22 protein-coding genes are annotated in these 24,147 nt (G+C 72.6%); 10 read left to right on the top strand and 12 right to left on the bottom strand.

Annotation, left to right across the window (positions count from 1 at the left end):
- Positions 1-68: 68 nt before the first annotated feature.
- Both ACFYT9_RS22135 and ACFYT9_RS22130 read left to right on the top strand, forming a co-directional pair.
- A complete protein-coding gene (locus ACFYT9_RS22135) occupies positions 69-953 on the top strand; it encodes a DUF6597 domain-containing transcriptional factor (protein WP_389166396.1) in 885 nt (294 codons plus the stop codon).
- 14 nt (positions 954-967) lie between these two features.
- Complete coding sequence (locus tag ACFYT9_RS22130; RefSeq protein WP_389166394.1) at positions 968-1,519, top strand: GNAT family N-acetyltransferase; 552 nt, start codon at positions 968-970, stop codon at positions 1,517-1,519.
- On the opposite strand, the gene ACFYT9_RS22125 is transcribed toward ACFYT9_RS22130, so the two are convergent.
- A complete protein-coding gene (locus tag ACFYT9_RS22125) occupies positions 1,503-1,940 on the bottom strand; it encodes a GNAT family N-acetyltransferase (protein WP_376596056.1) in 438 nt (145 codons plus the stop codon). The two genes, ACFYT9_RS22130 and ACFYT9_RS22125, sit on opposite strands and share 17 nt — an antisense overlap.
- A 143-nt stretch (positions 1,941-2,083) precedes the next feature.
- Between ACFYT9_RS22125 and ACFYT9_RS22120 the strand changes: the two genes are divergently transcribed.
- Positions 2,084-2,818, top strand: coding sequence for a Mut7-C RNAse domain-containing protein (locus ACFYT9_RS22120; RefSeq protein ID WP_389166391.1), 735 nt, complete (start codon positions 2,084-2,086; stop codon positions 2,816-2,818).
- Positions 2,819-2,834: 16 nt separating this feature from the next.
- On the opposite strand, the gene ACFYT9_RS22115 is transcribed toward ACFYT9_RS22120, so the two are convergent.
- Complete coding sequence (locus tag ACFYT9_RS22115) at positions 2,835-3,395, bottom strand: TetR family transcriptional regulator (protein WP_389166388.1); 561 nt, start codon at positions 3,393-3,395, stop codon at positions 2,835-2,837.
- Between the two features lie 102 nt (positions 3,396-3,497).
- On the opposite strand from ACFYT9_RS22115, the gene ACFYT9_RS22110 reads away from it, so the two are divergent.
- Positions 3,498-4,946 carry an FAD-dependent oxidoreductase gene (locus tag ACFYT9_RS22110; protein WP_389166386.1) on the top strand — a complete coding sequence of 483 codons (1,449 nt, stop codon included), beginning with the start codon at positions 3,498-3,500 and terminating at the stop codon, positions 4,944-4,946.
- Positions 4,947-4,966: 20 nt separating this feature from the next.
- Here ACFYT9_RS22110 and ACFYT9_RS22105 read toward each other — a convergent pair whose 3' ends face one another.
- Entirely contained in the window at positions 4,967-5,518 is a 552-nt protein-coding gene (locus tag ACFYT9_RS22105) for a hypothetical protein (protein ID WP_389166383.1), read from the bottom strand.
- 120 nt (positions 5,519-5,638) lie between these two features.
- Here ACFYT9_RS22105 and ACFYT9_RS22100 point away from each other — a divergent pair, with 120 nt between their 5' ends.
- Positions 5,639-6,394, top strand: coding sequence for an SDR family NAD(P)-dependent oxidoreductase (locus ACFYT9_RS22100; protein ID WP_376596051.1), 756 nt, complete (start codon positions 5,639-5,641; stop codon positions 6,392-6,394).
- A 186-nt stretch (positions 6,395-6,580) separates the two neighbouring features.
- Here the strand turns inward: ACFYT9_RS22100 and ACFYT9_RS22095 are convergent, their stop codons facing one another.
- Positions 6,581-7,774 (bottom strand): RtcB family protein, encoded by a 1,194-nt coding sequence (locus ACFYT9_RS22095; RefSeq protein ID WP_389166381.1) that lies wholly within the window; start codon positions 7,772-7,774, stop codon positions 6,581-6,583.
- A 174-nt stretch (positions 7,775-7,948) separates the two neighbouring features.
- Between ACFYT9_RS22095 and ACFYT9_RS22090 the strand changes: the two genes are divergently transcribed.
- From ACFYT9_RS22090 to ACFYT9_RS22080, 3 genes are all read left to right on the top strand, one after another.
- The gene (locus tag ACFYT9_RS22090) at positions 7,949-8,881 is read left to right on the top strand and encodes a DUF3558 domain-containing protein (protein WP_389166378.1); all 933 of its coding nucleotides are present in this window, start codon (positions 7,949-7,951) and stop codon (positions 8,879-8,881) included.
- A gap of 123 nt (positions 8,882-9,004) precedes the next feature.
- Positions 9,005-9,745: a DUF3558 domain-containing protein gene (locus tag ACFYT9_RS22085; protein ID WP_389166375.1), complete on the top strand. Its 741-nt coding sequence runs from the start codon at positions 9,005-9,007 to the stop codon at positions 9,743-9,745.
- 262 nt (positions 9,746-10,007) lie between these two features.
- On the top strand, positions 10,008-11,504 hold the full coding sequence (locus ACFYT9_RS22080) for a DUF2637 domain-containing protein (RefSeq protein WP_389166372.1): 1,497 nt from the start codon (positions 10,008-10,010) through the stop codon (positions 11,502-11,504).
- Positions 11,505-11,641: 137 nt separating this feature from the next.
- Here the strand turns inward: ACFYT9_RS22080 and lysS are convergent, their stop codons facing one another.
- Positions 11,642-13,363 (bottom strand): lysine--tRNA ligase, encoded by a 1,722-nt coding sequence (gene lysS / locus ACFYT9_RS22075; RefSeq protein WP_387273345.1) that lies wholly within the window; start codon positions 13,361-13,363, stop codon positions 11,642-11,644.
- A gap of 243 nt (positions 13,364-13,606) precedes the next feature.
- On the opposite strand from lysS, the gene argS reads away from it, so the two are divergent.
- Positions 13,607-15,370: an arginine--tRNA ligase gene (gene argS / locus ACFYT9_RS22070; RefSeq protein WP_387273343.1), complete on the top strand. Its 1,764-nt coding sequence runs from the start codon at positions 13,607-13,609 to the stop codon at positions 15,368-15,370.
- 19 nt (positions 15,371-15,389) lie between these two features.
- Here argS and ACFYT9_RS22065 read toward each other — a convergent pair whose 3' ends face one another.
- Positions 15,390-16,637 carry a helix-turn-helix domain-containing protein gene (locus tag ACFYT9_RS22065; protein ID WP_389166368.1) on the bottom strand — a complete coding sequence of 416 codons (1,248 nt, stop codon included), beginning with the start codon at positions 16,635-16,637 and terminating at the stop codon, positions 15,390-15,392.
- 303 nt (positions 16,638-16,940) lie between these two features.
- Here ACFYT9_RS22065 and ACFYT9_RS22060 point away from each other — a divergent pair, with 303 nt between their 5' ends.
- Positions 16,941-17,669, top strand: coding sequence for a DUF4232 domain-containing protein (locus tag ACFYT9_RS22060; RefSeq protein ID WP_389166365.1), 729 nt, complete (start codon positions 16,941-16,943; stop codon positions 17,667-17,669).
- 19 nt (positions 17,670-17,688) lie between these two features.
- On the opposite strand, the gene ACFYT9_RS22055 is transcribed toward ACFYT9_RS22060, so the two are convergent.
- The 6 genes from ACFYT9_RS22055 to ACFYT9_RS22030 form a co-directional block, all read right to left on the bottom strand.
- Entirely contained in the window at positions 17,689-17,961 is a 273-nt protein-coding gene (locus ACFYT9_RS22055) for a DUF1876 domain-containing protein (RefSeq protein WP_376601965.1), read from the bottom strand.
- A gap of 61 nt (positions 17,962-18,022) precedes the next feature.
- Positions 18,023-19,027, bottom strand: coding sequence for a porphobilinogen synthase (gene hemB, locus ACFYT9_RS22050; RefSeq protein ID WP_387273339.1), 1,005 nt, complete (start codon positions 19,025-19,027; stop codon positions 18,023-18,025).
- Between the two features lie 274 nt (positions 19,028-19,301).
- Positions 19,302-20,972 carry a uroporphyrinogen-III synthase gene (locus ACFYT9_RS22045; RefSeq protein ID WP_376602430.1) on the bottom strand — a complete coding sequence of 557 codons (1,671 nt, stop codon included), beginning with the start codon at positions 20,970-20,972 and terminating at the stop codon, positions 19,302-19,304.
- The gene (gene hemC / locus ACFYT9_RS22040; RefSeq protein ID WP_389166362.1) at positions 20,969-21,955 is read right to left on the bottom strand and encodes a hydroxymethylbilane synthase; all 987 of its coding nucleotides are present in this window, start codon (positions 21,953-21,955) and stop codon (positions 20,969-20,971) included. Before hemC ends, ACFYT9_RS22045 begins: the two co-directional genes overlap by 4 nt.
- Positions 21,952-23,307 carry a glutamyl-tRNA reductase gene (locus ACFYT9_RS22035; protein ID WP_389166359.1) on the bottom strand — a complete coding sequence of 452 codons (1,356 nt, stop codon included), beginning with the start codon at positions 23,305-23,307 and terminating at the stop codon, positions 21,952-21,954. Before ACFYT9_RS22035 ends, hemC begins: the two co-directional genes overlap by 4 nt.
- Entirely contained in the window at positions 23,304-24,092 is a 789-nt protein-coding gene (locus ACFYT9_RS22030) for a redox-sensing transcriptional repressor Rex (RefSeq protein WP_376602433.1), read from the bottom strand. The genes ACFYT9_RS22035 and ACFYT9_RS22030 overlap by 4 nt, the downstream gene beginning before the upstream one ends.
- Positions 24,093-24,147: the final 55 nt, after the last annotated feature.

The raw sequence follows: 24,147 nt of genomic DNA, 5'->3' as shown, positions 1-24,147 counted from the left end.
ACAGGCCAAAGGTCGTCCGGCCCGCTCGCCAGACGTCCGGCCGCCCGCGCACCTCTAAGATCGAAACCATGCCCGACCCCGCACCGCGCCGGGACGCCCGGGGCATCGTCGCCCCCGGCGAGCTGTTCTCCCGGGTCCGCTTCCGCCGGCACCTCCCTGCGCCGGAACTGCGCCCGTACCTGGAGCACTACTGGCTGATCGACTGGGCGCTGCCGGAGCCGTACACCACCCATGTCGTCCCGCACCCGTCGATGAACGTGGTCTTCCAGCGTTACGGCCCGCTGGGTGCCGGTCCGCGGGCCGCCCTCGCGTCGGCCGAGGTCTCGGGGATCGGGCTGGGGCTGTTCACGAAGAGGCTCGAAGGGGAGGGGCGGGTCTGCGGGGTGCAGTTCCGGCCCGGCGGCTTCCGCCCCTTCGCCCCGGCGCGGCCGGTCTCGGCCTGGACGGGGCGAAGGGTCCCCCTGCACGAGGCGTTCCCGGACACCCGCGCCCCCGCGGGCGACGGCGCCGGGGGCGGGACCGTGCTCGACGCCGTACTCTCCCCCGTCCTCTCGCCGGACGACGACCACGCGCGTGTGGCGGCGCTCGACGCCTTCCTCCTCGCCCACGGGCCCGCCCCGGACCCCGCCGCCGGCCAGGCGATGGAGCTGGTGGAGCTGGTCCGCACCGACCGCACGGTCCTGCGTGTGGGCAGGCTCGCACGGCTCTCGGGGCTCTCGCCCCGTTCCCTCCAGCGGCTCTTCGCCTCCCACGTCGGGGTCGGCCCGAAGTGGGTGATCCTGCGTTATCGCCTGCACGAGGCGCTGGAGCGGGCCGAGGGGGACGCGGCGCCGGACTGGGCGGACCTCGCGGCCGAACTCGGCTACAGCGACCAGGCCCATCTCGTCCGGGACTTCACCGCCACCGTGGGCCTCTCCCCGACCGCGTACGCCCGGGGGCTGTCGGTGCCGTGACGTAGCGTGCGCGCATGACCGAGCAGCCCGGGAAGTCCGCCGCCACCCCGTCCGTACGTCTCGAAGCCTGGTCCGAGGAGGACTCCGGACTGCTGCGCGCGCTGAACGCGCCCGAGCTGATGGAGCACCTGGGCGGTCCGGAGACCGAGGAGCAGCTGGAGCGGCGCCACCGACGGTACGTCGACCTGAGCGCCGACACCTCGGGCAAGGGCCGGATGTTCCGGGTCGTGCTGGTGCCTGACGAGCGCGTCGCGGGCAGCATCGGCTTCTGGGCGACCACCTGGAACGGCGAGCCGGTGTACGAGACGGGCTGGGCGGTCCTGCCCGGCTTCCAGGGGCGTGGCGTCGCGACCCTGGCCACGCGCGCGGTGGCGGAGCAGGCCCGGGCCGCCGGCCTCCACCGCCATCTGCACGCCTTCCCCTCGGTGGGGAACGCCGCCTCGAACGCGGTGTGCCGCAAGGCGGGGTTCGATCTGCTCGGGGAGCAGGACTTCGAGTACCCGCCGGGCCGCCCGATGCGCTGCAACGACTGGAGGCTCGACCTCGGCGCTACCGAGGATCGGTGAGCGGCCGCACGAAGTGGAAGGCCGCGATGTCGAAGCGCTCGCGCAGGTAGAAGCGGTGGGCGCCGGTGCGGTGGGTGCCGGAGTCGAGGTTCAGCTCGTGGCAGCCGGCCGCGCGGGCGTGATCCTCCAGGTGGGCGATGAGCGCGTGGCCGACGCCGGTGGAGCGGGCGTCGGAGGCGGTCACCAGATCGTCGACGTACAGGTTGCCGAGCGAGCTGGTGTTGAAGACGAGCCGCCAGCCGGCCGCGCCGACGCACCGGTCGTCGGCGTAGGCGGCGGAGAAGCGCAGGCCCTGCGCGTGGCCGCGCGCGTACACCTCCTGGAAGAGGGCGGGCGTGAGGTGCGGTCGCAGTTCGACGAGGACCGGCAGGAGGTCGCTCTCCAGCCGGGGGTCGCCGGGTTCGAGGTCGATGATCTTCATGCGGGGACGGTAGCCCAGCCGCGCCCGGGCGTCTCCCGCTATCGGCGCCACGCGGCTCAGGCCGCCGGGCGGTCCTGCGGCACGGCCGAGCCAGGCCGGGAAATGCGTGGCCCGCCGCCGGGGCCCGGTGCGATCCTGTCCCCGTGAACGGACCGGAGATCCAGATCAGCTTCGCCCCCGGCCTGGCCGTCTTCGTCGCCGCCGAGCGGCGCTCGGGGCGCACGGCGCTGACCACCGACGGGGTCTCCTCGCTGGGCCATGTCGTCGAGTCCCTCGGCGTCCCGCTCACGGAGGCCGGTCGGCTCCTGGTCGACGGCCGCCCCGTGGCGCACGCGCACGTGCCGTCGGCCGGCGAGCGCGTCGAGGTCGAGGACGTCGCCCGCCCGCAGCCGGTGCCCGGCGCGCCCCTCCGGTTCCTTCTCGACGTGCACCTGGGCACCCTGGCCCGGCGGCTGCGGCTGCTCGGGGTGGACGCCGCCTACGAGAACGAGGACATCGGCGACCCGGCGCTCGCCGCGCTCTCCGCCCGGGAGCGGCGGGTCATGCTCTCCCGTGACCGGGGGCTGCTGCGCCGCCGCGAGCTGTGGGCGGGAGCGTACGTGTACAGCGACCGGCCGGACGACCAGCTCCGTGACGTCCTGGAGCGGTTCGCGCCGCGGCTGGCGCCCTGGACCCGCTGCACCGCCTGCAACGGCCTCCTGACGGACACCGGCAAGGACGAGGTGCGCGAGCGCCTTGAGCGGGGCACCGAGAAGACGTACGACGTGTTCGCCCGGTGCGAGGAGTGCGAGCGGGTCTACTGGCGGGGCGCGCACCACGCCCGCCTGGAGGCGATCGTCGACGAGGCGGTACGCGAGTTCGGCGCCGCCACCTCCTGACGCCCGGCCCCCGGACTCAGGGGGTCTCGGCGGTGAGGTACCGCTGGACGGTCGGCGCGAGCCAGGCCACCAGCTCGTCCCGGCTCATCTCGGCGGCCGGCGGCAGGCGGAGCACGTAGCGGGCGAGCGCCATGCCGAGGATCTGGGAGGCGACGAGCGCGGCCCGCACCGGGGCCTCCTCGGGCCTGGGGCAGACGCCGAGGGTGACGGGCCCGAGCTGCGCCTCGAAGATCGCCCGCATGCGGTCGGCGCCCGCGTCGTTGGTGACGCCGACCCTGAGCAGCCCGGTGAGCACGTCGTCGCGCTCCCAGCGGTCGAGGAAGTGGTTCACGAGCACCGCGCCGATGTGCTTGGAGGGCAGCGCGCCCAGGGCGGGCAGGGCCAGGTCGAACTCGGAGGCGGCGGCGAAGAGCCCTTCCTTGTTGCCGTAGTAGCGCATGACCATCGAGGGGTCGATCCCGGCGTCGCGGGCGATGGCCCGGATCGTGGCGCGCTCGTACCCGTCGGCGGCGAAGCGCTCGCGGGCGGCCTCCAGGATCGCGGCCCGGGTGGCGTCGGAGCGGCGTGCGGTCGTCATGCCCACAAGTGTAGGCCAACAGGTGTTGACACGTCGCGGCGGGGCGCCCTACCGTTGCCAACAAGCGTAGGCAAACAAGCGTTGACCGATCGGAGGCCAGCCATGAGCACCACCGCCCACCGCACCACCGACGGCACCACCCCCACCGACACCGACGTCATCGTCGTCGGCGCCGGCCCCACCGGACTCCTCCTCGCCGGCGACCTCGCCGCCGCCGGCCTCGACGTCACCCTCGTCGAGCGCCGCCCCGCCGGCCGCTCCAACCTCACCCGCGCCTTCGGCGTCCACGCCCGCACCCTCGAACTCCTCGACACCCGCGGCCTCGCCGACGCCCTGGAGACCACCGGCACCCCCCTCACCCGGATGCGGCTCTTCGGCAACCTCTCCCTCGACCTCCGCCGCCTCCCCTCCCGCTTCGACCACCTCCTCATCACTCCCCAGTACGAGGTCGAGCGCCTCCTGGAACAGCGCGCGATCGACTCCGGCGTCACCTTCCGCCACGACACCGCCGTGCACGCCCTCCACCAGGACGAGGACGGCGTCACCGCCGAACTCACCGGCCCCGAAGGCACCCCCCTCACCCTCCGCGCCCGCCACCTCGTCGGCACCGACGGCCACCGCAGCACCGTCCGCACCAGCCTCGGCCTCCCCTTCCCCGGCGACAGCGTCATCCGCTCGATCGTCCTCGCCGACGTCCGGCTCACCGACGAACCCGCCGGATCCCTCACCGTCAACGGCTCCGGCGGCGCCTTCGCCTTCATCGCCCCCTTCGGGGACGGCTGGTACCGCGTCATGGGCTGGGACCGCACCCGCCAGGTCCCCGACAGCGAGCCCGTCGACCTCGAAGAGGTCCGCTCCCTCGCCCAGCGCGCCCTCGGCACCGACCACGGCATGCATGACGCCCGCTGGATCTCCCGCTTCCACAGCGACGAGCGCCAGGTCCCCGCCTACCGCGTCGGCCGCGTGTTCCTCGCCGGCGACGCCGCCCACGTCCACTCCCCCGCCGGCGGCCAGGGTATGAACACCGGCCTCCAGGACGCAGCCAACCTCTCCTGGAAGCTCATCGCCGTCCACCGCGGCGACGCCCCCGACCCCGAAGCCCTCCTCGACAGCTACCAGACCGAGCGCCACCCCGTCGGCGCCATGGTCCTGCGCAGCAGCGGCGCCCTCATCCGCCTCGCCATGGCCCACACCCCCGTCACCCGCGCCCTGCGAGCCCTGGCCACCACCGCCCTCAACACCCTCCGCCCGGCCTCCGCCAAGGCCCTCGGCATGATCAGCGGCCTCGGCATCACCTACGCCCCCGTGCCCGGCGGCGGCCGCACCTCCGGTCGCCGCGCCCCCGACGTGACGCTTCGCGAGGGCCGCCTGCACGAGCTGCTGCGCACGGGCGAGTTCGTCCTCATCGCCCCCGAGGGCACCACCCCGGCCCTGCCGCCCCTCGCACCGACCACCGCCGCCCGCACCGTCCGGGCCACCTGGACGGACCCCGACCGCCGCACCACGACCCTCGTCCGCCCCGACGGCTACGTCCTCTGGAGCAGCCGGTGACCACCCCACCGCTCCCAGGATCAGAAGACGTACGGATCCCCGGTGGCGAGCACCAGCACCCGGTGCCGATCGTTGACCGGGTTCCCGTCGGGCCCGCCGGCGCGCCAGGCCGTGCTCACCTCCACCGTCAGCTCCTGCGGCAGCCCCGCCGCCCGCAGATCCAGCGCCAGCTCACCGGCCGCACCCCCGTCCGGGAGGGCACCCGTCCGGCAGGACACCACCCGGGCGCCGCTCCACAGACAGCCCGGGGGCAGCACCTGGCCCCCCGCCATGGGCACGGAGAAGGCCAGCCGCACGGTGGCGTCCGCGACGTCGGACGGCCCGTGGTTCTCCGTCACCAGCCACACCCCGACCCGCCCGCCCCACAGGGACACGTGACCGTGATGGGCGAGATCCGCCTGGCCCTTGTCCGCCTCCCCCATGTCCGCCTCACCCCCGGCCGCCGCGACCCCGACCGTCCGGCCACCCGGGCCGCCGGCCGCTTCGCCGGCCGCTCCGGCGGCTGTCCCGGTACCCAGCACCACCAGCGCCGCGAGCACGGCACCGAGCACACCCTCAGAGATCGCACGCATAGGCAGAAAATACCCACACATCATCCCATTCACTGACAATCCTTCAGCCCGCGTGTCCGCCGCGACGCCGCCTATCCTGGCCACCACACCGCCCGACCACCTGTGCGAGGAGCCTCCGCCATGTCCGCCCCCATCGCCGTCATCACCGGAGCGAGCAGCGGCATCGGCGCCGCCACGGCCCGGCAGCTGGCCGCCGCCGGCTACCGCGTGGTCCTCACCGCCCGGCGCAAGGACCGCATCGAGGCCCTCGCCGCCGAGATCACCGAGGCCGGCCACCAGGCCACCGCCTACGCCCTCGACGTCACCGACCGCGCCGCCGTCGACGAGTTTGCCACCGCCTTCCGCACCCTCGCCGTGCTCGTCAACAACGCCGGCGGCGCCCTCGGCCTCGACCCCGTCGCCACCGGCGACCCCGAGGACTGGCGCCGGATGTACGACGTCAACGTCCTCGGCACCCTCCACATGACCCAGGCCCTCCTGCCCGCGCTCACCGCGAGCGGCGACGGCACCGTCGTCGTCCTCTCCTCCACCGCGGGCCACGCCACCTACGAGGGCGGCGCCGGCTACGTGGCCGCCAAGAACGGCGCCCGTGTCATCGCCGAGACCCTCCGCCTGGAGATCGTCGGCACCCCGGTCCGCGTCATCGAGATCGCCCCCGGCCTGGTCAAAACCGAGGAGTTCGCCACCACCCGCTTCCGCGGCGACACCGACCGCGCCGCCAAGGTCTACGACGGCGTCGCCGAACCCCTCACCGCCGACGACGTCGCCGACACCATCACCTGGGCCTGCACCCGCCCCCCGCACGTCAACATCGACCTCCTGGTCGTCCGCCCCCGAGCCCAGGCCTCCAACACCAAGCTCCACCGCGAGCCGTAGAGACGAACGGGTGATCCCACCCGATCACCCACACGGCACCCGCGCACCCGCGCACCCTCACACCCGGCCGACCGTCGGGAATGCCCGCCGACCGAACGCGAGGGTGCGGGGCGCCGCCACGACCGCGCCCCGCACCCTTCAACCCCTCGGCCCTTCAGCCCTTCAGTCGTTCAGTCGTTCAGTCGTTCAGCCCTTCACGCAGATGACCTGCTTGAGCTTGGCGACGACCTCGACGAGGTCGGTCTGCCGCTCGATGACCTTCTCGATCGGCTTGTACGCCCCCGGGATCTCGTCCACGACGCCGGAGTCCTTGCGGCACTCCACGCCCCGCGTCTGCTCCTCCAGGTCACGCGTCGAGAACCGCCGCTTCGCCGCGCTCCGGCTCATCTTCCGGCCGGCACCGTGCGAGGCCGAGTTGAACGAGGCCGCGTTCCCGAGACCCTTCACGATGTACGAGCCGGTGCCCATCGAGCCGGGGATGATCCCGAACTCCCCGGAGCCGGCCCGGATCGCGCCCTTACGGGTCACGAGCAGGTCCATCCCGTCGTACCGCTCCTCCGCCACGTAGTTGTGGTGGCAGGAGATCACCGGCTCGAAGGACACCTTCGCCTTCCGGAACTCCCTGCGGACGACCTCCTGGAAGAGCGCCATCATGATGGCGCGGTTGTACTTCGCGTACTCCTGCGCCCAGAAGAGATCGTGCCGATAGGCCGCCATCTGCGGGGTCTCGGACACGAAGACCGCGAGGTCGCGGTCGACGAGCCCCTGGTTGTGCGGCAGCTTCTGCGCCACACCGATGTGGTGCTCGGCGAGTTCCTTGCCGATGTTCCGGGAGCCCGAGTGCAGCATGAGCCACACCGAACCGGATGTGTCGACACAAAGCTCCACAAAGTGGTTGCCGGATCCGAGCGTTCCCATCTGCAGAGCCGCCCGCTCGCGCCGGAACTTCACCGCGTCCGCCACGCTGTCGAAGCGCGACCAGAAGTCGTCCCAGCCGGAGTTCGGGAACTGGTAGAGGCGCTTCGGGTCGACCTCGTCGCGGTGCATGCCGCGGCCGACCGGGATGGCCTGCTCGATCTTCGAACGGAGGCGGGAGAGGTCACCCGGGAGGTCGTTCGCCGTCAGGGAGGTCTTGACGGCCGACATCCCGCAGCCGATGTCCACGCCCACCGCCGCGGGACAGACCGCGTCCTTCATGGCGATGACCGAGCCGACCGTCGCGCCCTTGCCGAAGTGCACGTCCGGCATGACCGCCAGGCCCTTGATCCACGGCAGCGTCGCCACGTTCCGGAGCTGCTGCATCGCGCCGCCCTCCACCGTGGAAGGATCGGCCCACATCCGGATGGGCACCTGCGCACCCGGTACCTCTACATACGACATACTTCCTCGATTCCCCCGAAAAGTCTGATAACGCAAAAACCGGAGCCAAAGCCCGTACAGGTGACGGCGGACCGGCATCAACGGCTGCGCGTGCGATAGACATTGTGTCCATCCGCCTTCAGGGGGCGGCAAAGGGTTTTCGGGAATGACCTCGGGAGAAGGGAGCCTGGGACGGTGCAGCGAAAGAGGTACTCACCCGGCAGCGCTCCCGGCACCCTCCTCGGCCTCGGCGCCGGTCTCGCCGTCACGCTCGGCGCCCTGACCGGCTGCTCGGCCGCCGACCCCACCGAGGACGTCGCCCTCGACGCGAAGGCGGGCGTCGCCGCCGCGCCCGTCGCGCCGCCCGGCCGCTACCGCACGCTCTTCGAGCCCTGCCGCGCCGTTCCGCACGCCACGCTGCGCGAACTGCTGCCCGGCACCACCGCGATGACCGACGCCGACCGCGCCAAGGTCTTCCGCGGCACGCCCGCCGTCACGTACGACACCGACCGGCGCGTCGGCTGCACCTGGAACGCGGACGCCGAGAACGGCGCGCACCGGCTGGTGCTCGACGTGGAGCGGGTGGTCTCGTACGACCCGACGGTCAGCGACGCCGCACGGGCGCAGGAGGTCTACACGCGCAAGCAGCTCGCGGCCGGGATCGCCGTACCGGAGACACCGCCCGCCACCCCCACCTCGCCTTCCGCCCCGCCCTCCACGTCCCCTCCCACCTCACCGTCCACTTCCGCCGATCCCGCCACACCCACCACGGGCGCGGCGACGGCGGGGACGACGGGAACAGGCGCGGCGGGGACGGGAACTGCGTCGCCCACCGGGGCCCCCGGCACCGGCGCCACGGGCACCCCCTCCGCCCCGGCGACCACCGGTCTCGAACCGCGGACGCTGGGCGGGCTCGGCGAGATCGCGTTCGTCGACGACACGCTCGGGAAGCCCGGCGGGGACGGCCAGCAGCGGGTCGTGAGCGTGGTGTTCCGCACATCGAACGTGATCGTGACGGTCGAGTACCGGCAGCGTACGACCGGGGCGGCGGCCGCCCCGGACAGCAAGGAACTGCAGGACAGGGCGCAGAATCTGGCCCGGCTGCTGGCCGACCGGCTGGAGGAGTAGCCGGCTGCCCGCGCGTCCCGCGCGACCCCCCGGGCGGCGGGGGACCACGTAACGTGTCGGCGTACCCAGGGCCGCCAGGGCCGCCGGCCGGCACCGGCCGTACGACAAGCGACTGAAGGAACCATGCAGCGATCAGCTCCGCGACTCACCCGCATTCTCGCCGCCGCAGCCGTCCCGGTGATGCTCGTCGTCGCCGGCTGCTCCTCGGACTCGGGAAGCGGCGGCGGGAACGGGGCCGGTGACGCCGGTGCGGGCCAGGGGAAGGCGACGGCGACCGCGTCGGCGACCCCCTCGCCGACCCCGACGGTCGAGCCGGCGAAGTTCTCGAAGCTGCCGTCGGCGTGCAAGGCGATCGTGGCGAAGACGACGGCCTCGCTGGTGCCGAAGGCCAAGGCCGCGAAGGGGACGGCGGCCGCCTCCTCCGACCTGTCGCAGCGCGGCGGCTGCTCCTGGAACGGCCTGGAGGACAAGGGCGTCAAGGGCTCGCAGTACCGCTGGCTGGACGTGTCGTTCTACCGGTACGACTCCGAGGTGTCGCTGGGCAGCGGCCAGGCCCGCGCGCAGGAGAACTTCACCAAGGAGCTCGGCAAGATCCAGGCCACCACGGGTGCGAAGAAGGTGAGCACCGTGACGGCGAAGGGCATCGGCGACGAGGCGAAGACGGTCACGTACACGGTGAAGAAGACCGACGAGGACTTCGTGTACGCCTCGGTCGTGGCCCGGACCGGGAACGTGCTGGTCCTGCTGTCGTACAACGGCGCCGGGTACGCGGGCGCGCCGACGCCGGAGACGAAGAAGATCGTCGAAGGTGCGACGAAGGCGGCGAAGGAAGCGGTCGCCGCGGTGGCCGCGGCCAACAAGTAGCCGTACCCCGTCGTACGCGGCCGACAGGTAGTCGCACCTGTCGTACGCGGCCGACAATCAGCCGTACCCCGTCGTACGCGGCCAACAGGTAATCGTTCCCGTCGTACGCGGCCACCAACCTCGGTCGGCCGCACGGGTAGTGCCACAAATCAGCACAGACAGGTGTGTCCGAGCGGAGCCCGTCCCTCCCCAGAGGGTCGGGCTTCGCTCACGTGTGCCACTCTGGGGCCCGCGAACGTCGAATCACGGGAGGGGATCGCGGGTGGCCGCGATGGAGCTGACACGCACACACCGCATACTCATCGGGCTCGTCATCGGCGGCGCGGTGATCATCGCGGGGATCGGTTTCGCGGGTTCGTACGCGGCCGTGCGCGAGCTTGCCGTGCACAAGGGCTTCGGTACGTTCTCGTACTTCTTCCCGATCGGCATCGACGCGGGCATCTGTGTGCTGCTCGCCCTGGACCTGTTGCTGACGTGGCTGCGGATCCCGTTCCCGCTGCTGCGGCAGACGGCGTGGATCCTGACGGCGGCGACGATCGCGTTCAACGGCGCGGCGGCGTGGCCCGACCCGCTGGGCGTGGGCATGCACGCGGTCATCCCGGTGCTGTTCGTGGTCGCGGTCGAGGCGGCGCGGCACGCGGTGGGCCGGATCGCGGACATCACCGCCGACAAGCACATGGAGGGCGTGCGTCTGACCCGCTGGCTGCTGTCGCCGGTGCCGACGTTCCGGCTGTGGCGGCGGATGAAGCTGTGGGAGCTGCGCTCGTACGACCAGGTGATCAAGCTGGAGCAGGAGCGGCTGATCTACCAGGCCCGGCTGCAGGCACGTTTCGGCCGCGGCTGGCGGCGCAAGGCGCCGGTGGAGGCGCTGATGCCGCTGCGGCTCGCCCGGTACGGCGTCCCGCTCGCGGAGACGGCTCCGGCGGGGCTGGCGGCCGCGGGGGTGGAGCCGGTCCTGATCCCGCCGCATCCGAACCAGGCGCAGATCACGGCGCAGGCCGCGCAGCAGCCGCACGCGCAGCCGCAGCCGCTGACCATGGTCCAGGCGGTCCAGGCGCCGTCGCAGGTCCTCCAGGAGCTCCCGGCGGCCCAGCCCGCCCAGGGGCCGCAGCCACACCCCCAGCCGCAGGCGACCCCCGTCCAGCAGCCGCAGCCCCAGCCCGAACCGCAACAGCAGCCGCAGCCGCAGCCGCAGCCGCAGGCCCAGCGGGCACAGGAGCCTCCGCACCCGAACCACGAGAGCCCGTGGTTCGACGCCCCTCAGGTCACCCCGGAGGGGTACGGGGGCTCGTACACCGCGCAGACGGCGGAGCAGGCACAGGAACAGGCCCTGGACCAGGCTCAGGCGCAGGTGCCGGGCCAGGCGCAAGTGCCGGGCCAGGTACAGGCACAGGTGCCGACCCAGGCTCAGGAGCAGCTCCCCGCCGACGCTCCCGAGGACGTCCCCGGAGCCGAAGGGCAGCAGCCGGAGCCCGAGACGGCGACGCGTCCGGAGCTGTACGGGGTGCTCCAGCAGCCCGATCCGCTCCAGCCGCCCGACCCGCAGATGGAGGAGTTCCGGGAGATCGCCTACAAGGTGACGTACGGCTTCGTGCAGGAGTACGAGCGCTTCCCGACCCCGTTCGAGCTGGATCAGATGGTGGCGGAGGCGTACGGCTTCCAGCAGCTCCCGGAGCCCCAGTCGGACCTGCTCCAGCTGGTCACCCCTGAGGTGCAGGAGCGCGTCCGCGAGGAGATGCAGGAGTACGACCCCTCCTGACCCACCCGCACCACCCGCACCACCCGTACGACCCGCACGACCCGCGCATCACACGCACCGCACGCATCACACGCACCGCACGTGCGAAGCCGAAGGGCCGCCCCCGATCACGGGGGCGGCCCTTCGGCTTCGCCGGGTCAGGCGCCGAGCAGCTTCCGCACCCGGTCCGCGCCGACGGCGAGGAGGAGGGTGGGGAGGCGGGGGCCGGTCTCGCGGCTCACGAGGAGCTTGTAGAGGAGGGCGAAGAAGGCGCGCTGGGCGACCTTCAGCTCCGGGGTGGGCTTGGCCTCGGGGGTGAGGCCGGCCATGACCTTCGGGACGCCGTAGACGAGCGTGGTCAGGCCGTCGAGGGACCAGTGGCTGTCCAGGCCCTCCAGGAGGAGGCGCAGGGACTCGCGGCCCTCGTCGTCCAGGGAGCCGAGGAGCTCGGTGTCGGGCTCCTCGCGGACGATGGTGCGCTGGTCGGCCGGGACCTGGGTGGTGATCCAGTTCTCGGCGCGGTCGAGGCGCGGCCGGACCTCGTCGAGCGAGGTGACCGGGGACTCCGGGTCGAGGTCGGTGAGGATCCGGAGGGTCTGCTCGTCGTGGCCGGCCGTGATGTCGGCGACCGAGGCGAGCGTGCGGTACGGGAGCGGGCGCGGGGTGCGCGGCAGCTCGCCGGCCGCGGTGCGGGCGGCACGCGTGTGGGCGGCGGCGTCGGCGGGCAGCACGGTGCCGTCGGCGACCTTGGCCTCCAGCTTGTCCCACTCGTCGTAGAGCCGCTGGATCTCCTGGTCGAAGGCGATCTTGAAGGACTGGTTGGGCTTGCGGCGGGCGTAGAGCCAGCGGAGCAGCTGCGGCTCCATGATCTCCAGGGCGTCGGCGGCGGTGGGCACGCCGCCCTTGGAGGAGGACATCTTGGCCATGCCGCTGATGCCGACGAAGGCGTACATGGGGCCGATGGGCTGGACACCGTCGAAGAGGGTGACGATCTGGCCGCCGACCTGGAAGGAGGAGCCGGGCGAGGAGTGGTCGACGCCGGAGGGCTCGAAGATGACGCCCTCGTAGGCCCAGCGCATGGGCCAGTCGACCTTCCACACGAGCTTGCCGCGGTTGAACTCGCTGAGCTTCACGGTCTCGGCGAAGCCGCAGGAGGTGCAGGTGTAGGCGAGCTCGGTGGTGTCGTCGTCGTAGGCGGTGACGGTGGTGAGGTCCTTCTCGCACTGCCCGCAGTAGGGCTTGTACGGGAAGTAGCCGGCGCCGCCGCCGGAGCCGTCGTCCTCGGCGGCCGCGCCGGAGCCCTCGGCGGCCTCCAGCTCGGCCTCGTCGACCGGCTTCTGGGACTGCTTCTTGGGGGCCTTCTTCGTCCGGTACTGGTCGAGGATGGCGTCGATGTCGCCTCGGCGGCGCATGGCGTGCAGGATCTGCTCGCGGTAGACGCCGGAGGTGTACTGCTCGGTCTGGCTGATCGGGTCGTACTCGACGCCGAGCTCCGCCAGTGCCTCGACCATGGCGGCCTTGAAGTGCTCGGCCCAGTTGGCGTGGGGCGAGCCGGCGGGGGCGGGGACGGAGGTCAGGGGCTTGCCGATGTGCTCGGCCCAGGACTCGTCGATGCCCTCGATGCCGCCCGGCACCTTGCGGTAGCGGTCGTAGTCGTCCCACGAGATGAGGTGGCGGACGGTGTACCCGCGGCGGCGGATCTCGTCGGCGACCAGGTGCGGGGTCATGACCTCGCGGAGGTTGCCGAGGTGGATGGGGCCGGAGGGGGACAGGCCGGAGGCGACGACGACCGGTTTGCCAGGCGCACGTCGCTCCGACTCGGTGATGACCTCGTCCGCGAAACGGGAGACCCAGTCGGTCTCGGTGCTGCTCTGAGCCACGGTCGGTACGTCCTTCTTTCCAGATCCTTGCGGGAAGTCCCTCGGAGCCTTCAAGGCCCTACGTCAGTCATTGTCCCAGACGGAACCGGGGGCTCGGGGGTTGTCCACAGGCGTGATTCCGCTCGTCGGGGTTGTCCACAGTCGTGGACGGGCGGGGAAAACACCTTGCCCGCCCATGGGACACTTGACCAGCGATATAGACCACCGGGAAACCCGGACACCACACAACAGGAACGGAAGCTCATGGCCTCGGTCCCTTCCCTCGCTTCGACCGTGCAGCAGCGCCTCGCGGAAGGTCTCTCGGCAGCCCTGCCGGAGGCCGGTTCCGCCGACCCGCTGCTGCGACGAAGCGACCGGGCCGACTTCCAGGCCAACGGCATCCTGGCCCTGGCCAAGCGGCTCAAGGGCAATCCGCGTGAGCTGGCGACGAAGGTCGTCGAGTCGATCCCGGCGAACGACGTGCTGAAGGAGATCGAGGTCTCGGGCCCCGGCTTCCTGAACATCACCGTGTCGGACGCGGCGATCGTCGAGACGCTGGCGGCTCGCGCCGCCGACGCGCGCCTGGGCGTGCCGCTGAACGAGGCGGCGGGCACGACGGTCGTCGACTACGCGCAGCCGAACGTGGCGAAGGAGATGCACGTCGGCCACCTCCGCTCGGCGGTGATCGGCGCGGCGATGGTGGAGATCCTGGAGTTCACGGGAGAGACCGTGATCCGGCGCCACCACATCGGCGACTGGGGCACCCAGTTCGGCATGCTCATCCAGTACCTGATCGAGCACCCGCACGAGCTGGACCACAAGAGCGAGGACGCGGAGGTCTCCGGCGAGGAGGCCATGTCGAACCTGAACCGGCTGTACAAGGCGTCCCGCGCGCTGTTCGACGCCGACGAGGAGTTCAAGACCCGGGCACGCGCCCGCGTGGTGAACCTCCAGGCCGGCGAGGAGGAGACGCTCGCCCTGTGGCAGCGGTTCGTCGACGAGTCGAAGATCTACTTCTACTCGGTCTTCGACAAGCTCGGCATGGACGTCCGCGACCCCGACATCGTCGGTGAGTCCGGCTACAACGCCATGCTGCAGGAGACCTGCCGGCTGCTGGAGGAGTCGGGCGTCGCGGTCCGCTCCGAGGGTGCGCTGTGCGTGTTCTTCGACGACATCAAGGGCCCGGACGGCAACCCGGTCCCGCTGATCGTCCAGAAGTCCGACGGCGGTTTCGGCTACGCGGCGACGGACCTGTCCGCGATCCGCGACCGGGTGCAGGGCCTGAAGGCGACGACGCTGCTGTACGTGGTGGACGCCCGCCAGTCGCTGCACTTCAAGATGATCTTCGAGACGGCCCGGCGGGCCGGCTGGCTGAACGACGACGTGAAGGCCGTCCAGCTGGCCTTCGGCACGGTCCTCGGCAAGGACGGCAAGCCGTTCAAGACCCGTGAGGGCGAGACGGTCCGGCTGGTGGACCTGCTGGACGAGGCGATCGACCGGGCCTCGGCCGTGGTCCGCGAGAAGGCCCAGGACCTCACCGAGGACGAGATCACCGAGCGGGGTGCCCAGGTGGGCATCGGCGCGGTGAAGTACGCGGACCTGTCGACCTCGGCGGCCCGTGACTACAAGTTCGACCTGGACCAGATGGTGTCGCTCAACGGCGACACGTCGGTATACCTCCAGTACGCGTACGCCCGTATCCAGTCGATCCTGCGGAAGGCCGGGGACGCGAAGCCGGTGGCCCACCCGGAGCTGGAGCTGGCCGCGTCGGAGCGGGCCCTCGGTCTGCACGTCGACGGCTTCGGCGAGGCGATCGAGGAGACCGCCGCGGAGTACGCCCCGCACAAGCTGGCCTCTTACCTGTACCAGCTGGCCTCGCTGTACACGACGTTCTACTCGGAGTGCCCCGTGCTCAAGGCGGACACCCCGGCGCAGGTGGAGAACCGCCTCTTCCTCTGCGACCTGACGGCCCGCACGCTCCGCCAGGGCATGGCGCTGCTCGGCATCCGGACGCCCGAGCGCCTCTGACGCCGCCGGGGCGGGTGGGTCACCGCTGTGCGACCCACTCGCCCTTGTCGGGCCAGTAGCCGTAGACCGTACGGCCCTCGATCGCGGTGGTGCGGAAGGGCTGTCCGCCGTCGTCGATCCGTACCGTCCCCTTCCTGTCACCGGTGCTCCAGTCCAGCTCCAGGTACCAGGCGACGGCGTGCTCCTCGGTGTGCACGTCCAGGTTGAGGACCTGCGCGTTCCCGGTGGCGACCTGGTAGGGGAAGTCCTTCGCGGGCACCACCAGGTCCCCGTCCTGTCCGGCGATCGGCTTCACGTACGGCCGGGGCGTGTCCAGGTCGACGGCGAAGGTCTGCGGGGTGATCCCGCTGCCGCAGCCGTCGCCCATGGAGTACACGGCCTGCTCGGCCGGCTCGTCGCGGTCGACGACCCGGACGTGGAGCCGTGACAGGACGACCGGTTCCCGGGTGCGTCCGGTGACGGTGACCTGGAGCTGCATGTGCCCGCCGTCGGTCCCGCCGAGCGCGCGGGCCCATCCGCGGGTGTCCTGCGGCGGAGGCGGCGGAGGCACGTGCTCCGGCTTCTGGTCGAGGACGTAGTACTGGCCGCAGGGCTCGGCCCAGTTGTACGAGCTGATGCCGGCGTTCAGCGGAGCGGGCGCGGAGGGCGCGGCGGAGCCCGCGCGCGGCTCCTTCTCCCCGTCCCGCGACACGAGGAAGGCCGCCGGTACGGCGAGGGCGACGACGGCCACGGCCGCGAGGGCGCTCTTCAGCCGCACGCGGGAGCGCGGCGCGAGCTCCCTCGAAGTCCTCGAAGTCCCCGCCGTCACCACGACGACGTGCTCGGCGTGCGCGTCGACCTCGACGGCCCCAGCGGCTTCACCTGCCTCTACGGCCTCAGCGGGCTCACCGACCGCGGCGACCGCAGGGGCTTCATCCACCACGGCGGCCGCAGGGACTTCACCCACCACGGCAGCCTCACCTCCCCCCACAGCCTCGCCGGGGACGTGCTCTCCCCCACCCCGCTCCGCCGGCTCACCGCTCCGCCCCCGGGTCTCGTCCGCGACGATCCAGGCGCGGTGGAGGGCGACGAGTTCCTCCCGTGAGGCTCCGCAGAGCCGGCCGAGCCGTTCCACGGGCGCGAAGTCGGTCGGGACGGCGTCGCCGTTGCAGTACCGGTGGAGGGTGGAGGTGCTGACGTGGAGGCGTTTGGCGAGGGCGCCGTAGCTCAGCCCCGACCGCTCCTTGAGCTCCTTGAGCAGCCCCGCGAGCCGGTCCCCGGTGTCCATCCGTCGCTCCCCCGTCACTGTCGGCGTCCCAGGAACGCGTTCCGGGCGAGGTACGTCTCCCCAGGTCACCGGGGGTGGAAGCGTTCCAGCGTTCCTCATTGTCCCGCGCCGGTCGACACCGGGTCACACCGGCTCGCAGCATGGAGCCATGCCGAACAGCCGCGTCACCGACGCCCTGGCACTGACGGTGCTGATCGTCTGCACCGCGATCGTGATCACCCTGCTCGACGGCCGCTGACCGGCCCGCCCGGCCCGCCCGCCCGACCCATCCGACCCATCCGACTCGCTCACGGGGGAACCACCATGCGCACGTCCGTCCGCCGCCTCGCCCTGCCCGCCGCCGCACTGGCCGCGGCGCTCGCCCTCACCGCCTGCCAGTCCACCGACCAGGAACCGACGGCCAAGTCCCCGGAGAAGCCGCAGCACAGCACCACGGCGCCGGCGGCGACGCCGACGACCGCCGAGCCGACCCCGCCCCCGACCGGCGGAAACCCCACCGGAGCCCCCTCCCAGACGCCCACCCCGACCCCCGAGCCGACCCGGACCACGACCCCCGGGAAGCCCGCCCCCTCCACACCCACCACCACGGCGAAGCCCCGCCCCCCGGCCGACGGCGACGACGCCCCGGCCAGCCGCCCCTGCACCGCCTCGGACGTGAAGGTCGTGGCGAGCAAGGTCACCCGCCCGATCAACCACCTGGCGCTGACGATCACGAACACCGGCGGCGGGCGCTGCGACGCGATGGGCGCGCCCCTGGTCGGTTTCGACGGGAGCCAGGCGCCGATCAGGATCGTGGAGGAGAGCAAGCCGCAGGCCGTGGTGACCCTGCTGCCCGGGGAGTCGGCCTACGCGTCCCTGATCCTCACCGGGGAGCCGGGCGGGGACACCCACGGCATGACCGTCCGCACGATCAAGGTGAACCTGACCGCGGACAGCATGGAGACGGTGACGGCGCCGAAGGGCACGTACGTGGATGACGGCGCCGCCGTCTCGTACTGGCAGCGGGAGCTGGAGGACGCCCTCCAGTACTGAGGCCCGGACCCGCCACGCGCTACCGGTTGATCGGGTACGACGTCCGCCCGGACGCCTCGTCGATCTCCGCGTGCGCCTTCTGGAGCAGCTGCGAGGCCAGGTCCATCAGGGCGCGGGCCCCGGCGATCTCCTCGCCGACCCGCAGCTGTTCCGGATCGGAGGGGTGGCGGTGGGCGGTGCCGTGGGCCCGGAACTCGGAGCCGTCCGAGAGCCGGACCATGGCCGCCGCCCGCGTCCGGTCCCCCTCCTCCTTGAACTCCATGTCGACATGCCAGCCGACGAGCGTGTTCATCATGAGGACCACCTCCGGGAGGTACCTGTCGGGTACCTCTCCAGGGTGCGCCGCCCGCCGGTCAGCGGCGAGCCGACCCGAGCTTCTGCGCCACCTCGGTGGCCCAGTAGGTGAGGATCATCTGGGCGCCGGCGCGGCGGATGCCGGTGAGGGTCTCCAGGATCGCCTTGTCGCGGTCGATCCAGCCCTTCTCGGCCGCGGCCTCGACCATCGCGTACTCGCCGCTGATCTGGTACGCGGCGACGGGCACGTCCACGGACTCGGCGACCTTCGCGAGCACGTCCAGGTAGGGGCCGGCCGGCTTCACCATCACCATGTCCGCGCCCTCCTCCAGGTCCAGCGCCAGCTCGCGCATCGACTCGCGGAGGTTGGCGGGGTCCTGCTGGTAGGTCTTGCGGTCGCCGGTGAGGGACGAGCCGACGGCCTCGCGGAACGGGCCGTAGAAGGCGGAGGAGTACTTCGCGGTGTACGCGAGGATCGACACGTCCTCCTTGCCGATGGTGTCCAGCGCGTCGCGGACCACCCCGACCTGGCCGTCCATCATCCCGGAGGGTCCGACGACGTGGACGCCGGCGTCGGCCTGGACCTGCGCCATCTCCGCGTACCGCTCCAGGGTGGCGTCGTTGTCGACCCGGCCGTCCTCGGCGAGGACGCCGCAGTGGCCGTGGTCGGTGTACTCGTCGAGGCAGAGGTCCGACATGATCACGAGCTCGTCGCCGACCTCGGCCCGCACGTCCCTGATGGCGACCTGGAGGATCCCGTCCGGATCCGTGCCCGCCGTACCGAGCGCGTCCTTCTTGGCGTCCTCCGGCACGCCGAAGAGCATGATCCCGGAGACGCCCGCCTCCAGGGCCTCCACCGCGGCCTTCCGCAGGCTGTCCCGGGTGTGCTGGACGACGCCGGGCATCGCGCCGATCGGCACGGGCTCGCTGACGCCCTCGCGCACGAACGCGGGCAGGATCAGATCGGCCGGGTCGAGGCGGGTCTCGGCCACCATCCGCCGCATGGCGGGCGTCGTCCGCAGCCGGCGCGGCCGGGCCCCGGGAAAGCTTCCATACGAGTTCATCCCCCGAATCTACGCCCGCCCCCGCGCCCCACTTACCGACACCCTGTTGCCGCCGCCCGCCCCCGCGCCCCCCATACCGACACCTCGTCCCCGCCGACCACCGGCCCCGTGCCCCCCATACCGACCCCCCGTTCCCGCCGGCCACCCGCCCCCTCGCCCCCCCCAAACCCACACCCCGTCCCCGCCGGCCACCCGCCCCCTCGCCCGCAACGCGAAGGCGCGGGCCCTCCGAAGAGGACCCGCGCCACAATTCCGACCCCACGGGGCCCACGCCCTACGTGGTCCGCCGCCTCCGCGCCCCCGGACGCCGCTCGCTCGGCCGCGTGACCGGGTCGCCCGCCTCCAGGGCCGCTGCCCGGCGCCGCAGGCCGAACTCCGCCAGCGCCTCGGCCAGCTTGTGCACGGACGGCTCGGGCGACAGCACGTCGACCCGCAGACCGTGCTCCTCCGCCGTCTTGGCGGTGGCGGGGCCGATACAGGCGATGACGGTCACGTTGTGCGGCTTGCCGGCGATGCCGACCAGGTTCCGCACGGTCGACGACGAGGTGAAGAGCACCGCGTCGAAACCGCCGCCCTTGATCGCCTCGCGCGTGTCCGCCGGCGGCGGCGACGCGCGCACGGTCCGGTAGGCCGTGACGTCGTCGACCTCCCAGCCGAGCTCGATCAGCCCGGCGACCAGCGTCTCGGTCGCGATGTCGGCGCGCGGCAGGAAGACGCGGTCGATCGGGTCGAAGACGGGGTCGTACGGCGGCCAGTCCTCCAGGAGACCCGCCGCGGACTGCTCGCCGCTCGGCACGAGGTCCGGCTTCACACCGAAGTCGACGAGCGCGGCGGCCGTCTGCTCGCCCACCGCCGCGACCTTGATGCCGGCGAAGGCGCGGGCGTCGAGCCCGTACTCCTCGAACTTCTCCCGCACGGCCTTCACCGCGTTAACCGAGGTGAAGGCGATCCACTCGTACCGTCCGGTGACGAGCCCCTTCACGGCCCGCTCCATCTGCTGCGGGGTGCGCGGCGGCTCGACCGCGATGGTCGGCACCTCGTGCGGCACGGCGCCGTACGAGCGCAGCTGGTCGGAGAGCGACGCGGCCTGCTCCTTGGTGCGCGGCACGAGCACCCGCCAGCCGAAGAGCGGCTTGGACTCGAACCACGAGAGCTGATCGCGCTGTGCCGGGGCGCTGCGCTCGCCGACCACGGCTATCACCGGCCGGTGGCCCTCGGGCGAGGGGAGCACCTTGCCCTGCTTGAAGACCTGGGCGATCGTCCCGAGGGTCGCGCTCCAGGTCCGCTGGCGGGTCGTCGTACCGGCGATGGTGACGGTGAGCGGGGTGTCCGGCTTGCGGCCCGCGGCCACCAGCTCACCGGCGGCCGCGGCGACCGCGTCGAGGGAGGTGGAGACGACGACGGTGCCGTCGGAGGCGCCGACCTCGGCCCAGCAGCGGTCGTCGGCGGTCCGGGCGTCGACGAAGCGGACGTCGGTGCCCTGCGCGTCGCGCAGCGGCACACCGGCGTACGCGGGGACGCCGACCGCGGTCGCGACGCCGGGGACGACCTCGAAGGGGATGCCCTCGGCGGCGCAGGCGAGCATCTCGGCGCCCGCGTTCCCGTCGAGACCGGGGTCGCCGGTCACCGCACGGACGACCCGCCTGCCGCCGCGCGCGGCCTCCATGACAAGATTGGCCGCATCCCTCAACACGGGGACACCGGCGGCTGTTGACGCCTCGTCAACAACCGTCAGCTCAGGCGTGCTCACGCCCGCGCGCGCATGGCCGCGGACGACTTCGAGGACCTCCGGCTCGGCGATCAGGACGTCCGCTCCTGCCAGGGCCTCGACGGCCCGGAGGGTCAGGAGTCCGGGGTCGCCTGGGCCTGCGCCGAGGAAGGTGACGTGGCCGTGGCCCGCGAAGACGGGGGACACGGGACTGGTGGTCGGGCTGGTGGGGCTCAAAGTGCTCGCTCCCCCATAAGACCGGCCGCACCCTTGGCGAGCATCTCGGCCGCGAGTTCGCGTCCGAGCGCCGCCGCCTCGTCGTGCGAGGTGGGGACGGGACCGGTGGTGGACAGCTGCACCAGCGTCGAGCCGTCGGTGGTGCCGACGACGCCGCGCAGGCGCATTTCGGTGACAACCTGCCCGTGACCGGGGCCGTCGGCGAGGATGTCGGCCAGCGCTCCCACGGGTGCGCTGCAGCCGGCCTCCAGGGCGGCGAGCAGGGATCGCTCTGCGGTCACGGCGGCCCGCGTGAGCGGGTCGTCGAGGGCGGAGAGCGCGGCGACGAGGTCGGAGTTCGACGCCGGGCATTCGACGGCCAGGGCTCCCTGGCCGGGGGCGGGCAGCACGGAGTCGACCGAGAGGTGCTGGGCCGACAGGCCGCCGAGGAGTTCCTCGGTGCCGCCGATGCGGTTGAGTCCGGCCGCGGCGAGGACGACGGCGTCCAGCTCGCCCTTGCGGACGTAGCCGACGCGAGTGTCGACGTTGCCGCGGATCGGGACGCAGGTGAGGTCGAGGCCGTGGCTGCGGGCGTACGCGTGCAGCTGGGCCATGCGGCGCGGCGAGCCGGTCCCGACGCGGGCGCCCGCGGGCAGCCGGTCGAGCGAGAGGCCGTCGCCCGCGATGAGGACGTCGCGCGGGTCCTCGCGCCGCGGGATCGCGGCCAGCACCAGCTCGGGGTGCTGGGCGGTCGGCAGGTCCTTCAGGGAGTGGACGGCGAAGTCGACCTCGCCGTCGAGCAGCGCGTCGCGCAGGGCGGCGACGAAGACGCCGGTGCCGCCGATCTGCGCGAGGTGCTCGCGGGAGGTGTCCCCGTACGTGGTGATCTCCACGAGCTCGACGGGCCGGCCGGTCAGCTGCCGGACCGCGTCGGCCACGTGCCCGGACTGGGCCATGGCGAGCTTGCTGCGCCTGGTCCCGAGCCTCAGTGCCCTCTCGGTCATACTCGCCCTCGGTTCTTGACGTCGGCGTCATTCAGGTCGGCCCGGGAGACGGAAGCGACCGTCTCCGGGTCGAGGTCGAAGAGTGTCCGCAGCGCGTCCGCGTACCCGGCGCCGCCGGGCTCGCTGGCGAGCTGCTTGACCCGCACGGTCGGCGCGTGCAGGAGCTTGTCGACGACGCGGCGCACGGTCTGGGTGATCTCGGCGCGCTGCTTGTCGTCGAGGCCGGGGAGGCGGCCTTCCAGGCGGGCGACCTCGCTGGCCACCACGTCGGCGGCCATGGTGCGCAGGGCGACCACGGTCGGGGTGATGTGGGCGGCGCGCTGGGCGGCGCCGAAGGCGGCGACCTCGTCGGCGACGATGGAGCGGACCTGGTCGACGTCGGAGGCCATGGGGGCGTCGGCGGAGGCGTCGGCCAGGGACTCGATGTCGACGAGCCGGACACCGGGGATCCGGTGGGCGGCGGCGTCGATGTCGCGGGGCATGGCGAGGTCGAGCAGGTGGAGGGTCTCGTCGCGGCCGCCGGCGGCGGCCTCGACCGCGTCGCCGGAGAGGACGATGCCGGTGGCGCCGGTGCAGGAGACGACGACGTCCGCCCGGTCCAGTTCGTCGCCGACGGCAACCATCTCGGCCGCGCGCGCGGTCACGCCCGTACCTCCGGGCTCGGCGAGGATCTCGGCGAGCCGCTCGGCGCGGGCGAGGGTGCGGTTGGCGATGACGATCTCGGCGACGCCGGCGCGGGCGAGCGTCGCGGCGGCCAGCGAGGACATGGAGCCGGCGCCGATGACGAGGGCGCGCTTGCCCCGCGCCCAGTTCTCGACGTCGGCGCCCTGGGCCAGCTGCTCCAGGCCGAAGGTGACGAGCGACTGCCCGGCCCGGTCGATGCCGGTCTCGCTGTGGGCGCGCTTGCCGACCCGCAGGGCCTGCTGGAAGAGGTCGTTGAGGAGCCGTCCCGCGGTGTGCAGCTCCTGGCCGAGGGCGAGGGCGTCCTTGATCTGGCCGAGGATCTGGCCCTCGCCGACGACCATGGAGTCGAGGCCGCAGGCCACCGAGAAGAGGTGGTGGACGGCCCGGTCCTCGTAGTGGACGTAGAGGTACGGGGTGAGCTCCTCCAGGCCGACGCCGCTGTGCTGGGCGAGGAGCGTGGAGAGCTCGGCGACGCCCGCGTGGAACTTGTCCACGTCGGCGTACAGCTCGATGCGGTTGCAGGTGGCGAGGACGGTGGCCTCGGCGGCCGGCTCGGCGGCGAGGGTGTCCTGGAGCAGCTTGGCCTGGGTGTCCGGGGCCAGCGAGGCCCGCTCCAGGATGGAGACGGGAGCGCTGCGGTGGCTCAGGCCGACGACGAGGAGGCTCATGCCGGCATCACCGCGGGGGCGTCCCCGTCGGGTCCCTTGCGGCCGCTCGCGGCGGTGGTACGGGTCGCGGCCGGCGGCGCCGCGGGCGCGGCGGCCTGCGGGGCGGACTCCTCGCCCGGCTCCTCGCCGGCCTTCCGCTGCTCGTGGAAGGCGAGGATCTGCAGCTCGATGGAGAGGTCCACCTTGCGCACGTCGACGCCGTCGGGCACGGAGAGCACGGTCGGGGCGAAGTTGAGGATGGAGGTGACGCCGGCGGCGACGAGGCGGTCGCAGACCGCCTGGGCGACGCCCGCCGGGGTCGCGATGACGCCGATGGAGACGCCGTCCTCGGCGATGATCTTCTCCAGGTCGTCGCTGTGCTGGACGGGGATCCCGGCGACCGGCTTGCCGGTCATCGCGGGGTCGGCGTCGATCAGCGCGGCGACGCGGAAGCCCCGGGAGGCGAAGCCGCCGTAGCCGGCGAGCGCGGCTCCGAGGTTACCGATGCCGACGATCACGACGGGCCAGTCCTGGGTCAGGCCGAGCTCGCGCGAGATCTGGTAGACGAGGTACTCGACGTCGTAGCCGACACCGCGGGTGCCGTACGAGCCGAGGTAGCTGAAGTCCTTGCGCAGCTTCGCGGAGTTGACTCCGGCCGCGGCCGCGAGCTCCTCGGAGGAGACCGTGGGTACGGAGCGCTCCGACAGCGCGGTCAGGGCGCGCAGATACAGCGGAAGGCGGGCGACGGTGGCCTCGGGAATTCCTCGGCTACGGGTCGCCGGTCGGTGAGTTCGGCCAGTTGCCACGGTGCTCCTGCGGGATGAGCGGGGCTGCAGGCGGCCATATGTCCCAAGACCGCCC

Source organism: Streptomyces sp. NPDC004435 (genome assembly GCF_042873895.1).
Classification (GTDB): domain Bacteria; phylum Actinomycetota; class Actinomycetes; order Streptomycetales; family Streptomycetaceae; genus Streptomyces.
This window is presented reverse-complemented; position numbering and strand designations above follow the sequence as displayed.

What these genes read in the sequence shown, in the direction of transcription:
- hemC (WP_389166362.1), bottom strand. Translation starts at nt 21,955, where the DNA reads ATGACCGAGAGGGCACTGAGGCTCGGGACCAGGCGCAGCAAGCTCGCC.
- ACFYT9_RS22035 (WP_389166359.1), bottom strand. Translation starts at nt 23,307, where the DNA reads ATGAGCCTCCTCGTCGTCGGCCTGAGCCACCGCAGCGCTCCCGTCTCC.
- ACFYT9_RS22110 (WP_389166386.1), top strand. Translation starts at nt 3,498, where the DNA reads ATGAGCACCACCGCCCACCGCACCACCGACGGCACCACCCCCACCGAC.
- ACFYT9_RS22095 (WP_389166381.1), bottom strand. Translation starts at nt 7,774, where the DNA reads ATGTCGTATGTAGAGGTACCGGGTGCGCAGGTGCCCATCCGGATGTGG.
- ACFYT9_RS22100 (WP_376596051.1), top strand. Translation starts at nt 5,639, where the DNA reads ATGTCCGCCCCCATCGCCGTCATCACCGGAGCGAGCAGCGGCATCGGC.
- ACFYT9_RS22130 (WP_389166394.1), top strand. Translation starts at nt 968, where the DNA reads ATGACCGAGCAGCCCGGGAAGTCCGCCGCCACCCCGTCCGTACGTCTC.
- ACFYT9_RS22115 (WP_389166388.1), bottom strand. Translation starts at nt 3,395, where the DNA reads ATGACGACCGCACGCCGCTCCGACGCCACCCGGGCCGCGATCCTGGAG.
- ACFYT9_RS22065 (WP_389166368.1), bottom strand. Translation starts at nt 16,637, where the DNA reads ATGGACACCGGGGACCGGCTCGCGGGGCTGCTCAAGGAGCTCAAGGAG.
- argS (WP_387273343.1), top strand. Translation starts at nt 13,607, where the DNA reads ATGGCCTCGGTCCCTTCCCTCGCTTCGACCGTGCAGCAGCGCCTCGCG.
- hemB (WP_387273339.1), bottom strand. Translation starts at nt 19,027, where the DNA reads ATGAACTCGTATGGAAGCTTTCCCGGGGCCCGGCCGCGCCGGCTGCGG.
- ACFYT9_RS22135 (WP_389166396.1), top strand. Translation starts at nt 69, where the DNA reads ATGCCCGACCCCGCACCGCGCCGGGACGCCCGGGGCATCGTCGCCCCC.
- ACFYT9_RS22125 (WP_376596056.1), bottom strand. Translation starts at nt 1,940, where the DNA reads ATGAAGATCATCGACCTCGAACCCGGCGACCCCCGGCTGGAGAGCGAC.
- ACFYT9_RS22085 (WP_389166375.1), top strand. Translation starts at nt 9,005, where the DNA reads ATGCAGCGATCAGCTCCGCGACTCACCCGCATTCTCGCCGCCGCAGCC.
- ACFYT9_RS22060 (WP_389166365.1), top strand. Translation starts at nt 16,941, where the DNA reads ATGCGCACGTCCGTCCGCCGCCTCGCCCTGCCCGCCGCCGCACTGGCC.
- ACFYT9_RS22105 (WP_389166383.1), bottom strand. Translation starts at nt 5,518, where the DNA reads ATGCGTGCGATCTCTGAGGGTGTGCTCGGTGCCGTGCTCGCGGCGCTG.
- ACFYT9_RS22055 (WP_376601965.1), bottom strand. Translation starts at nt 17,961, where the DNA reads ATGAACACGCTCGTCGGCTGGCATGTCGACATGGAGTTCAAGGAGGAG.